The organism is Streptomyces sp. NPDC093252, from assembly GCF_040683675.1.
Classification (GTDB): domain Bacteria; phylum Actinomycetota; class Actinomycetes; order Streptomycetales; family Streptomycetaceae; genus Streptomyces.
Map to the genome: position 1 here is coordinate 335,421 of NZ_JBFBEM010000010.1, position 11,805 is coordinate 347,225.

Sequence of the window (11,805 nt, forward strand, 5' to 3'; positions counted from 1 at the left end):
ACTCACGAGCGCGGGTGTGTGCCGCGCGCCGCGTCCACCGGCCCATTCCACGAGGCCCGGACGTCATGGCACCCGGGCCGGGTGGCCGGGCGCGCTGTCGGCAGGTCCTCGGACTGACCATGGCGGGACACGGGGCTGAATGGCTCCGCGAATACGCACAAGTACACCGTTGCGGGACAGTTCCGGATTCGCACCGGATTCCCCTGCGGCGACAGCGAGCATGAGCATACATGTAGTGCCCGGCTGTCGTGTCACCCCCAGATGTTGTGTCGCGGTGGTTTCAGAGTGTCAACTCATAGGTGAGGAGAGTGAGGTCGTCCAGGTGCGGGACGGGACTCCAGTCCCGGTGCGGGGTGCGGACGAAACCGAGCCGTTCGTAGAGGCGGTGGGCGGCGTGCATCTCGCTCTGCGTGGACAGCACGATGCGGTGGGCGCCGGCGGCGCGGGTGACGCAGGCGCGGACGAGGGCTTCGCCGATGCCGTGTCCGCGCGCCTTGGGGGCGACGGCGAGCATCCGGATCTCCGCCTCGTCGCCGGTCGCGATGTCGGCCATGGGGGTCGCTCCGCGTGGGACGAAGGTCACGGTGCCGGCGATGCCGTCGGGGAGGTCGGTGAGCCCGTCGGGGGCCTCGGCGACGAGGATCTCGGCGTGGGCGGCTCGGGCGGCGACGTCCTTGAGGACGGGGAGGTAGGGGTCGTCGGGGCCGAAGTCGAGGTAGCCCTCGGTGAGGTAGGTGTCGGCTACGAGGGTGCCCAGGTGGGGGTATTCGGTGGGGGTGGCGGGTCTGATGCGGGTGGTCATGGGGTGAGTTTGGGGGGTGGGGGCGCGGGGTTCTGGGGTGGGGGTGGGGGTGTCGGGTGCGGGTGGTGGTGGGCTGGTCGCGCAGTTCCTCCCCCAGAGGGGGTACCCCCAGCGCCCCTGAGGGGGATGAGGGTGGCGGCGTTTAGAGGGTGGCTGGACGTGCCCGTGACCACAGTTCCTCTGCGTGCTCCCGGAACCGGTCGGCCATGCCTCCGTCGCCGTGCGGGCGCAGATGCAGGAGGGGTGAGTCGTGGCCGACGAGGCGGGCGAGGTGGGGCGTGACGAGGAGGTCGTCGTCGAAGCGGAAGACGCTGAGGCTGACATGGTTCACGGCGTCCTCGGCCGCCGAGTGGCGCAACTCCAGCCCTTCCGAGGTGCCGAGCCGCTGGAGGTGCTCCAGGGTGATGCGGATGCGGGTGGAGACGCTCAGGGCGGTGTCCTCGACGGCCTCGCGCTGCCGGGTGACCTCCCCCTCGGGATCACCGACCAGGAACCGGACCCGGACCCCGGAGGCGACCTTGCGGCGCAGGGTTTCCGGGAACGCCGGGACGGAGGTGAAGAAGAAGTAGTTGGTGTAGCCCGCGAGGAAGATGTCCCGGGTGGCTCTGTCAGCCAGCTCACCCCAGAGCGAGGAAGGTGCGGCGGACCGGTAGGGGTAGGTCTGGAGGATCTCCCGGTCGGCGCCGGTCTTGATGCGGTCCCTGGCCACCCTGGGCAGGCTCCGTGCCCTCCTCATGGCCGGTCGACCCCGAACTCGTACGCGACTTCCCAGCGCACATCCGGCACGACGATGTCCGCCGTCTCGACGGGGCGTCCGTCCGTGTCGTAGTAGGTGCGCTCGATCGTGAGCAGCAGGTCACCGAGGCTGATGCCGAGCAGGTTGGCCTGTTCCTGGGTGGCCCGGCCGGGGCGTGGGATCTCGACGGCGGTGTCGATGACGACGCCGATGGACCTCATGCGCTCGACCACGCCCATGCCCGCGAGCGGACCCATCTCGGGGAGCACGACAGGAGTGCCGTCCGTGATCGCCATGGGCTCCCACGACTCGGAGAGCTGGACCGGCTGACCGTCGCCGAGGAACTCGTACCGCGTGACGACGCAGAGGTCTCCGGGCTCGATGGCCAGGCGCTCCGCGATGCGCTCCGGGGCGGGGGTGCGGGCGGCGCTGTGCGCCTCCCAAGTTCCGTTCTTTCCCTGCTCCTTCATGTCGGCGCGGAACGGTGATCCGCCCCGCTGTTCCCGATGCCGGGAGCGGACCATACGGAGTCGTGGGCGGGGCTTGCGGACGTACGTCCCTGATCCGGCGCGGCCTTCCAGGAGTCCCTCGATGATCAGGCGGTCGACGGCACGCTGGGTGACGTTCCTGCCGACGCCGTATTCGTCGGCGAGCTGCGCGCGCGACGGCAGGCGCTCACCGGCGGCCCATTCTCCCGCGAGGATGCGGGCGCGCAGCACGTTGGCTACCTCAAGGTAGGGCGCCTCTCGGGGCATGGGTGGCTCTCTGATTTCCCTTGGCGGTCGGGCAGTTCACCCTCGTCGACATTGACAAGCTACTGCATCAGGTGAAAGCTACTTAAGCAGAAACACCGTACGTGATGATGCGCTCACGGGGGAGCCCTGTGTCCACTTCCAGCTCACGAGCCGCGATGCTCGCCATCCGGTTCCAAGTGCTCGCGGGACGCTCGCCTCAAGTGGAAGGAATCCAAGGGCGTATTCGCATTGCGGTAGAGCTTCCCGCCCGCCTCCCGGCCGCTCAGCAGGAGTCACTGCTCATTGCCCTGGCGGACGCTGACCGCTACGGCCACGAAGTAACCGCCGAAGGGGCCTGCGTATGGGCGGAGATCGACCGCGACCCGTCCGAAACAGAACCCCGGCAAGGTGGCTAGACCTGCCGGGGCGTCGCCAACCTGAGAGAGCAGGTCGACATGACCAACCTTATCCACACGGTCCTGCGCTGGACGCTGACCCTGTTACTGCCCGGCTCGGGCAAACGGCGGGCCGGTGCCTGTCCTGTCTGCCGGAACCCCGCGTCGCGCGGGCGCGTCCCCACCACTCCACCGTCACCCAGGCCCCGCATCCCCGCCCAACGGACCGCCCGATGAACGCCGGAACCCCGCCCCCGCCCGGACAGTCCCGGATGACCGTCGAGACGTACCGCGTCCGCCCCGACGGCGAGCCCACCGGCCACACCCCCCAGCGGACCTACCGCCCAGGCCCCGGCCCACTCCTCCTCCTCGCCCCCCTCCGCTGGCCGCCCTGCCGCTGCCCCCACTGCCTTACCGGGGCCCAGTAGCCCCCTGGCCGGGGCAGGACCTCCTCACCCCGGCCAGGGCACCCCACCCAGGGGCGCGGGGAACTGCGCGACAAGCGACCACGCACCCGCACCCGACCACTCACCACCACCCCACCTCAACAACACCGAAACCCCTCCCGAGGATCCCCCTCCGCCCGCTCCCCCCGCATCCGCTCGAACTCCCTCCGCGACGGCACCTCCGCCCCCGCGTCCCCCTTCCTCAGGTGCGCGCAATACCGGTCGTACGCCGACTCATCCGTCAGCTCCCTCAAATACCACCGCACCCCCGCCCCGATCCGCCCCAGCACCGACCCCCGCACCCCCGCCCTCATCCGCCGCACCACCGACCCCCGCACCCCCTCACTGATCCGCCGCAGCACCGACAGCCCCACGCTCCGCCTCCCCCTGTTCCCTCATCTCCGCCCGCTCCGCCTTCGTAGCGAACAACCCATCCGGCGCCACGATCCTCGACTCGACATACGGCGCCTCACTCAACGTCGACAGCGCCGGACGGCGAACGTGCCGCACACACACCCTCCCCGCATCGACCAGCACCACGACGACCAGCAGCGCCAGCACCGCCGTCAGCACCCCGTCCACCGTCGAGTTCATGACCACCGTCCGCATGTCGTCCATGCTCTTGGCCGGTGCCAGCACCTCCCCCCGGTCGATCGCGTCCTGGAACACCTGGCGCTGCTTGAAGAAGCCCACCTTCGGGTCGGACGAGAACACCTTCTGGTAGCTCGCCGTCAGCGTCACCGTCACGTCCCACACCAGCGGGATTCCCGTGATCCACGCCCACTTCAGCCGCCCCGACTTCACCAGCAGCGTCGTGCAGACGGCCAAAGCGACCGCCGCCAGCAACTGGTTGGAGATGCCGAAGACCGGGAAGAGCTGGTTGATCCCGCCCAGCGGCTCATGCACCCCCACCCACAGGAAGTAACCCCACAGGGCGCACACGATCGCGCTCGTGAGGATCAGCCCCGGCTTCCAACTGATGTTCCTGAAGGGCCTGTACACATTGCCCAGCATGTCCTGGAGCATGAACCGCCCCACCCGCGTGCCCGCGTCCAGCGCGGTCAGGATGAACAGCGCCTCGAACATGATGGCGAAGTGATACCAGAAGGCCCGCAGCCCACCCCCCGTGACCTGGGAGAAGATCTCCGATACGCCGACCGCCAAGGTCGGCGCCCCACCGGTCCGGGACAGCAGAGAAGACTCCTCGACGTTCTTCGCCGCCTGCGCCAGGTCCTCCGGCGAGATGGAGTAACCCCAGCCCGCCACCGCCTGCGACGCGCTCTCGACCGTCGTGCCGATGACCCCGGCGGGCGCGTTCATCGCGAAGTACAGGCCCGGGTCGATGATGCTGGCCGCGATCAGGGCCATCACCGCCACCGACGACTCCATCAGCATGGAGCCGTAGCCGATCATCCGGACCTGCGTCTCCTTCTGGATCATCTTCGGCGTCGTACCGCTGGAGATCAGGGCATGGAAGCCGGACAGGGCGCCGCAGGCGATGGTGATGAAGACGAACGGGAACAAAGAACCCGCGAAGACGGGCCCCTCCCCACTCGACGCGAATGGCGTCACCGCGTCCATCCTCAGCGTCGGCGTCGCGATGATCACGCCGAGCGCCAGCAGCACGATCGTGCCGATCTTCATGAACGTCGACAGATAGTCCCGCGGCGCGAGCAGCATCCACACCGGCAGGATCGACGCGATGAAGCCGTACGCCACCAGCCAGATCACCAGGGTGGAGGGGGCGAGGGTGAAGGTGTCGGCCCAGGAGGACTCGGCGACCCAGCGGCCCGCGATCAGGGCGAAGAGGAGGAGGGCCACGCCGAGCAGGGACACCTCCACCACCCGGCCGGGGCGCAGGACCCGTAGGTAGAAGCCCATCAGCAGCGCGATGGGGATGGTCATGCCGATGGAGAACGTGCCCCACGGGGACTCGGCCAGCGCGTTGACGATGACCAGGGCCAGTACCCCGAGCAGGATGATCATGATGGCGAACGCGGCGAGCAGCGCCGCCGCCCCGCCGAACGGGCCGATCTCCTCGCGGGCCATCTGCCCCAGTGAGCGGCCGTCGCGGCGGGTGGAGAAGAAGAGCACCACCATGTCCTGGACCGCGCCCGCGAAGATCACGCCGACGACGATCCAGATCGTGCCCGGCAGATACCCCATCTGCGCGGCGAGTACGGGGCCGACCAGCGGTCCGGCGCCCGCGATGGCCGCGAAGTGGTGGCCGAGCAGGACACGGCGGTCGGTGGGGTGGTAGTCGATGCCGTTGTCGAGGCGTTCTGCGGGGGTGGCCCGGGTGCGGTCGGTCCGCAGGACCTTGTACGCGATGAACTTCGAGTAGAAGCGGTAGGCGATGGCGTAGGAGCCCAGGGCCGCCGCGACCATCCAGGCCGCGGAGACCTCCTCGTCGCGGGAGAGCGCGAGCACGGTCCAGCCGGCGGCTCCGACCAGTGCGACCAGGGTCCAGATGACGATGGAGCGGGCATTCGCTGTGCGCACGGGTCGTCCTCCCGTCGTGTGCGATGACGGGAGGACGCTACGACAGCCGTGTGAGGCGCGCTACGGCGTGAACAGCCATGTCGCGTAAGGGGATTGTGTAAAGCGGATGTACGGCCCTACGCTGCGGGACGCTCGTGGAGTCGCCGCCGGTCGGGCCGGACCTACGCCTCCGGTCGCTTCAGGCGGGCGACGAACTTGTACCGGTCACCCCGGTACACCGACCGCACCCACTCCACCGGCTTGCCGTCGCGGTCGACGGAGTGGCGGGACAGCATCAGCATCGGCAGACCCACGTCGGTGCCCAGCAGTCCGGCCTCGCGCGGTGTGGCCAGCGAGGTCTCGATGGTCTCCTCGGCCTCGGCGAGATGGACGTCGTACACCTCGGCGAGGGCGGTGTAGAGGGACGTGTACTTGACGAGGCTGCGGCGCAGGGCGGGGAAGCGCTTGGCGGAGAGGTGGGTGGTCTCGATGGCCATCGGTTCGCCATTGGCCATGCGCAGCCGCTCGATGCGCAGCACCCGGCCGCCGGGGGTGATGTCCAGCAGTCCGGCGAGGCGGTCGTCGGCGGTGATGTAGCCGATGTCCAGGAGTTGAGAGGTGGGTTCCAGCCCTTGGGCGCGCATGTCCTCGGTGTAGGAGGTGAGCTGGAGTGCCTGGGAGACCTTCGGTTTGGCGACGAAGGTGCCCTTGCCCTGGATCCGCTCCAGGCGCCCCTCGACCACCAGTTCCTGGAGCGCCTGGCGGACCGTGGTGCGCGAGGTGTCGAACTCGGCGGCGAGCGTGCGCTCCGGCGGCACCGGGGTGCCGGGAGTCTGCGTCTCCGTCATGTCGAGCAGATGCTTCTTCAGGCGGTAGTACTTGGGCACACGCGCGGTACGGACGGTCGCCCCACCCTCGTTCTCCGCACTGCTGACGTCCGTGGTCATGCTCTGCCTTCCCGGCTCCGGATGCCGAAGCGACCGGCACCCGCCGGCCGCGGCTCACATCGTGGCACGGCTCTGTCCGCGCGTGACCACTCCTGGTCGGCCCGATCGCCTCCCCATGGTCCGCCGCAGGTCCGTGATCTCCTCTGTATACCTTCGTGACCCTCGTTGGTCTAGTCCATCACGGCAGGATCACGCAGGTGGTATGCCCGCAGTGGTACGTCCGATACGTGGCTTGCGCAATGAAAGGTCTCTGCATATCTCGGTGTCATCACGGACATCGAGAGGGCCGATGAGCACCCTTGACAGGCCAATTGGTCTGAGCCAAGCTCCCCGTACTGGTCTACACCATTGGTCCAGGTCCCGGCCCCATTGACGGTACGCACGGCGTTTCGACGAGCACCGCGGGGAGGCAGGGGGGTTTGTGGCATCCCTGAGGAGGGTGGCGTGAAGCGCAAGCTGATATCCGCGATCGGTGTCGCGGCGATGATGGTTTCCATCGCGGCGTGCGGGGGCGACAGCGGCAGCGGCGGTGACGGTGGCGACAGTGCTGCCCCCGGCGACTACGCGGGGCAGGAACTGACCGTCTGGGTGATGGACGGCTCGTCCCCCGACGACTGGCAGGCGGAGGTGGCCGCGGCCTTCGAGAAGGAGACCAAGGCCAAGGTCAAGTTCGAGGTCCAGCAGTGGAACGGTATTCAGCAGAAGCTGACCACCGCCCTCTCCGAGGAGAACCCGCCGGACGTCTTCGAGATCGGCAACACCCAGACCCCGGCCTACGCCAAGACCGGCGGCCTCGCCGACCTGGCCGACGTCAAGACCGAGATCGGCGCCGACTGGACCGAGGCGCTCAACAACTCCTCCGTCTACGAGGGCAAGCAGTACGCGGCTCCCTGGTACTTCGCCAACCGCGTGGTCCTCTACAACAAGAAGGTCTGGGCGGACGCGGGGATCACCACCACCCCGAAGACCCGTGACGAGTTCCTGGCCAACCTGGAGACCATCGGCGAGAAGACCGACGCCGAGCCGATCTACCTGCCCGGCCAGAACTGGTACCACTTCGTCGGCCTGGTGGTCGGCGAGGGCGGCGAGCTGGTCAAGCAGGACGGCGACAAGTGGGTCTCCAACCTCGACTCGCCCGAGGTCGCCGCCGCCGCGGAGACCTACAAGAAGTTCCAGGCCCTGTCCGAGGCCCCCAAGGACAAGGACGAGGCCACCCCGCAGCAGGGTGAGGTGTTCGCCGAGGGCAACGTCGGCTCCTTCATCGGCATGGGCTGGGAAGCCGGCATCGCGATCGAGGCCAACCCCGAGATCGAGGAGCAGATCGGCTACTTCACGATCCCGGGTCCGACCGCGGACAAGCCCGAGGGTGTCTTCCTCGGTGGCTCCAACCTCGCCGTCGCGGCGGGCAGCCAGAAGCAGGATCTGGCCAAGGAGTTCCTGAAGATCATTCTCTCGGACGAGTTCGAGGGCAAGCTCGCCAAGGCCAACGGCGTCATCCCCAACAAGGAGTCGCTCCAGTCCAACCTGGCGGGCAACGCCGCAGCCGAGGCCGCCGCGCCGGCCGCCGCGGGCGGTGGCACCACGCCGCTGATCGCCGAGTGGGCCGCCGTCGAGAACGCGCCCAACCCGATCAAGACCTACCTGACCGCTGTGCTGAACGGGAAGACCCCGGCCGAGGCCGCCGCCCAGGTCGAGGGCGAGTTCAACAAGCGTCTGTCGCAGGAGTAGTCGCACCAGCGCTCCCGCGCTCAAGCCGGGGCGGGGGCGGTCCGCGGACCGTCTCCGCCCCGGCGAACGTACGTAGGTCGAGAAGAGAGATCGCGAGCATGACCGTGCAGACCGAACGGCCGCCCTCGGATCAGGTGCCGATCCGCAAGACGCCGACCAGCGGGCCGGGCAGACCACCGAAACGCGCCGGTGACTATCTGCCGTACCTGCTGCTGCTGCCCGCCGTCGTGGCCACCGTGCTGCTGCTGGGCTGGCCGCTGCTGAAGGACCTCCTGCTGTCCTTCCAGAACCTCAATATGGCGCAGCTCATCCAGCGCGTCACCGAGTGGAACGGCATCGACAACTACAAGGAGACCCTCACCGGAGAGGACTTCTGGCGGGTCACCCTTCGCTCGATCCTGTTCACGGCCGTCAATGTCGGCCTGATCATGGTGTTCGGCGCGCTGATCGGCCTGCTGCTCGCCCGCCTGGGCCGCAAGATGCGCATCTTCCTGATGATCGGCCTGGTGCTGACCTGGGCCATGCCCGTGGTCGCCGCCACCACCGTCTACCAGTGGCTGTTCGCCCAGCGGTTCGGCGTCGTCAACTGGGTGCTGGACAAACTCGGCTGGCACTCCATGGCCGACTACAGTTGGACCAGCAGCCAGATGTCGACGTTCTTCGTCGTCACCGTGCTGATCGTCTGGATGTCCATCCCGTTCGTCGCGCTCAACCTCTACGCGGCCACCACCACCATCCCCACCGAGCTGTACGAGGCCGCGGCCCTGGACGGAGCCGGCGCCTGGCGCAGCTTCCGCACGGTCACCATGCCGTTCCTCTCCCCGTTCCTCTACGCGACCACGTTCCTTGAGGTCATCTGGGTCTTCAAGGCGTTCGTGCAGGTCTTCACCTTCAACGGCGGCGGCCCCGACCGGCTCACCGAGATCCTGCCGGTCTACGCCTACGTCGAGGGCGTCGGCAACCAGCACTACGGCATGGGCGCCGCCATCGCCGTACTGACCATCCTGATCCTGCTCGGAATCTCCGCGTACTACCTGCGGCTCGTGCTCAAGCAAGAGGAGGAGGGGCTGTGAAGCGCTCGCTCTTCGGCCGTGTGTGGCCCAATGCCATCGCCGCCATCCTGTTCATCGGGTTCGTCTTCCCCGTGTACTGGATGTTCTCCACGGCCTTCAAGCCGACCGGTGACATCATCTCGGAGGACCCGGTCTGGTTCCCGACCGACTTCACCTTCAAGCACTTCTCGACCGCGGTCTCGGCGGACAACTTCTGGACGTTCGTCGCGAACTCCTTCATCGTCACCGGCCTCGCGGTCTCCTTCTCGCTGCTGATCGCGCTCGCCGCGTCCTTCGCCCTGGCCCGGATGCGGTTCAAGGGGCGGCGCGGCTTCATCATCGGTTTCATGATGGCCCAGATGGCGCCCTGGGAAGTCATGATCATCGCGATCTACATGATCGTCCGTGACGCGTCGATGCTGAACAGCCTGGTCCCGCTGACGCTCTTCTACACCATGATGATCCTGCCCTTCACCATCCTGACGCTGCGCGGCTTCGTCGCCGCGGTGCCCAAGGAACTGGAGGAGTCCGCGATGGTCGACGGCTGCACCCGCGGCCAGGCCTTCCGCAAGGTCATCTTCCCGCTGCTCGCGCCCGGTCTGATGGCCACCTCGATGTTCGGCTTCATCACCGCCTGGAACGAGTACCCGCTCGTCCTGGTCATCAACAAGGAAGCCCAGGCGCAGACCCTGCCGCTGTGGCTGAGCAGCTTCCAGAGCGTCTTCGGCAACGACTGGGGCGCCACCATGGCCGCCTCCACGCTGTTCGCGATCCCGATCCTCATCCTCTTCCTCTTCCTCCAGCGCAAGGTCGTCGGCGGCCTGACCGCGGGCGCCGTGAAGGGATAACGCCATCCGATGACGACCATCGCCAGCGAACCCGACACGCTCACCCGGGACGCGCTCACCGTTCTCCAGCCCGGCTTCCCCGGCACCACCGCCCCCGACTGGCTGCTCCGCAGGCTCGGCGAGGGCCTCGCCTCGGTCGGCCTGTTCGGCCGCAACATCGCCTCCCCGGAGCAGCTCACCGCCCTCACCGCCCAGTTGCGCGCCGAGCGCGACGACGTCCTCGTCGCCATCGACGAGGAGGGCGGCGACGTCACCCGGCTGGAGGTCCGCACCGGCTCCTCCTTCCCGGGCAACCACGCCCTCGGCGCCGTCGACGACACCGCCCTCACCCGGGACGTGGCCTACGAACTCGGCCGCCGTCTCGCCGAGTGCGGCGTCAACTTCAACTGGGCGCCGTCCGCCGACGTCAACTCCAACGCCGACAACCCGGTCATCGGGGTCCGCTCCTTCGGGGCCGACCCCGACCTGGTCGCCCGGCACACCGCCGCCTACGTCCAGGGGCTCCAGGCGGCGGGCGTCGCCGCCTGCGTCAAGCACTTCCCGGGCCACGGGGACACCTCCGTCGACTCCCACCACGCCATGCCCCGCATCGACGTGGACACCGACGTCCTCGCCGCCCGCGACCTCGCCCCCTTCCGGGCGGGCATCGCGGCCGGCTCCCTCGCGGTGATGAGCGCCCACATCCTGGTCCCGGCCCTGGACCCGGACCACCCGGCAACGCTGTCACCGCGCATCCTCACCGGCCTGCTGCGCCGCGAACTCGGCCATGAGGGCCTGATCGTCACCGACGCCGTGGAGATGCAGGCCATCTCCGGCACCTACGGCATCGAGCGCGGCACCATCCTCGCCCTGGCCGCCGGGGCCGACGCGATCTGCGTGGGCGGCGGCCTCGCCGACGACGAGACGGTCTGGCGGCTGCGTGACGCCATCGTGGCCGCGGTCCGCTCGGGCGACCTGCCCGAGGAACGGCTCGTGGACGCGGCGGAGCGGGTACGGGGGCTGGCGCGCTGGACGCGGGACGCCACGAGCGGCTCCGCCGAAGGGTCGGTCCCCCGGGACATCGGGCTGACGGCCGCGCGCCGGGCGCTCCGGGTGACGGCGGGGGAGGAAGGTTTCTCCCCGCTCACCTCGGCGCCGTACGTGGCGCTGTTCTCGCCGGTCGCCAATATCGCCGTGGGCGACGAGACGCCGTGGGGGCCGGTGGCCGACCTGGCGGACCTGCTGCCGGGCACCGAGTCGGGGACGTACACCGGTCCCGGCGCGGCGGGGGAGATCCTCGCGGCGGCGGGGGCGCGTCCGCTGGTGGCGGTGGTCCGTGACGAGCACCGGCACGCGTGGATGTCCGACGCGGTGACCGCGCTGCTGGCGTCCCGCCCGGACACGATCGTGGTCGAGATGGGCGTCCCGCAGGCCCCGCCGCGGGGTGCGCTGCACGTGGCCACGTACGGCGCGGCCAGGGTCTGCGGGCGGGCTGCGGCGGAGGCGATCGCCGGCGGCGCCGGGGGATAGGCCGGGTGCGGGTCCCTTGCCGGGGTGGGTGCGGGTGCGTTTCCGGATGCGGGTGCGTGGGGGCTGGTCGCGCAGTTCCCCGCGCCCCTGGGAGGTGCAGTCGGCGCCAGTTCCCAAGGGGCGCGGG

At 69.1% G+C, this 11,805-nt stretch carries 11 protein-coding genes and 1 riboswitch; of the genes, 5 read left to right on the plus strand and 6 right to left on the minus strand.

Features of this window, described 5'->3' with window-relative positions; all coding sequences use genetic code 11:
• Window positions 1-81 precede the first annotated feature (81 nt).
• A riboswitch (cobalamin riboswitch) is annotated at window positions 82-235 on the minus strand.
• A 45-nt stretch (window positions 236-280) separates the two neighbouring features.
• From AB0O01_RS22900 to AB0O01_RS22910, 3 genes are all read right to left on the minus strand, one after another.
• Window positions 281-802 (minus strand): GNAT family N-acetyltransferase, encoded by a 522-nt coding sequence (locus AB0O01_RS22900; RefSeq protein ID WP_365315937.1) that lies wholly within the window; start codon window positions 800-802, stop codon window positions 281-283.
• Between the two features lie 142 nt (window positions 803-944).
• A complete protein-coding gene (locus AB0O01_RS22905) occupies window positions 945-1,538 on the minus strand; it encodes an XRE family transcriptional regulator (protein ID WP_365315938.1) in 594 nt (197 codons plus the stop codon).
• Window positions 1,535-2,293: a GntR family transcriptional regulator gene (locus AB0O01_RS22910; RefSeq protein ID WP_365315940.1), complete on the minus strand. Its 759-nt coding sequence runs from the start codon at window positions 2,291-2,293 to the stop codon at window positions 1,535-1,537. Before AB0O01_RS22910 ends, AB0O01_RS22905 begins: the two co-directional genes overlap by 4 nt.
• Window positions 2,294-2,900: 607 nt before the next feature.
• Here AB0O01_RS22910 and AB0O01_RS22915 point away from each other — a divergent pair.
• A complete protein-coding gene (locus AB0O01_RS22915; RefSeq protein WP_365315942.1) occupies window positions 2,901-3,095 on the plus strand; it encodes a hypothetical protein in 195 nt (64 codons plus the stop codon).
• 116 nt (window positions 3,096-3,211) lie between these two features.
• Here AB0O01_RS22915 and AB0O01_RS22920 read toward each other — a convergent pair whose 3' ends face one another.
• The 3 genes from AB0O01_RS22920 to AB0O01_RS22930 all read right to left on the minus strand — a co-directional run bounded on the left by AB0O01_RS22920 (window position 3,212) and on the right by AB0O01_RS22930 (window position 6,541).
• The gene (locus AB0O01_RS22920; protein WP_365315988.1) at window positions 3,212-3,427 is read right to left on the minus strand and encodes a YbdD/YjiX family protein; all 216 of its coding nucleotides are present in this window, start codon (window positions 3,425-3,427) and stop codon (window positions 3,212-3,214) included.
• A 28-nt stretch (window positions 3,428-3,455) separates the two neighbouring features.
• A complete protein-coding gene (locus tag AB0O01_RS22925; protein WP_365315944.1) occupies window positions 3,456-5,615 on the minus strand; it encodes a carbon starvation CstA family protein in 2,160 nt (719 codons plus the stop codon).
• A gap of 161 nt (window positions 5,616-5,776) precedes the next feature.
• Window positions 5,777-6,541 (minus strand): GntR family transcriptional regulator, encoded by a 765-nt coding sequence (locus tag AB0O01_RS22930; RefSeq protein WP_355749162.1) that lies wholly within the window; start codon window positions 6,539-6,541, stop codon window positions 5,777-5,779.
• A gap of 444 nt (window positions 6,542-6,985) precedes the next feature.
• On the opposite strand from AB0O01_RS22930, the gene AB0O01_RS22935 reads away from it, so the two are divergent.
• From AB0O01_RS22935 to AB0O01_RS22950, 4 genes are all read left to right on the plus strand, one after another.
• Window positions 6,986-8,269 carry an extracellular solute-binding protein gene (locus AB0O01_RS22935; RefSeq protein WP_365315946.1) on the plus strand — a complete coding sequence of 428 codons (1,284 nt, stop codon included), beginning with the start codon at window positions 6,986-6,988 and terminating at the stop codon, window positions 8,267-8,269.
• A gap of 98 nt (window positions 8,270-8,367) precedes the next feature.
• Window positions 8,368-9,342, plus strand: coding sequence for a sugar ABC transporter permease (locus tag AB0O01_RS22940; RefSeq protein WP_365315947.1), 975 nt, complete (start codon window positions 8,368-8,370; stop codon window positions 9,340-9,342).
• Window positions 9,339-10,169: a carbohydrate ABC transporter permease gene (locus tag AB0O01_RS22945; protein WP_365315949.1), complete on the plus strand. Its 831-nt coding sequence runs from the start codon at window positions 9,339-9,341 to the stop codon at window positions 10,167-10,169. The genes AB0O01_RS22940 and AB0O01_RS22945 overlap by 4 nt, the downstream gene beginning before the upstream one ends.
• Before the next feature lie 9 nt (window positions 10,170-10,178).
• A complete protein-coding gene (locus AB0O01_RS22950; protein WP_365315951.1) occupies window positions 10,179-11,678 on the plus strand; it encodes a glycoside hydrolase family 3 protein in 1,500 nt (499 codons plus the stop codon).
• The last annotated feature ends 127 nt before the right edge of the window (window positions 11,679-11,805 follow it).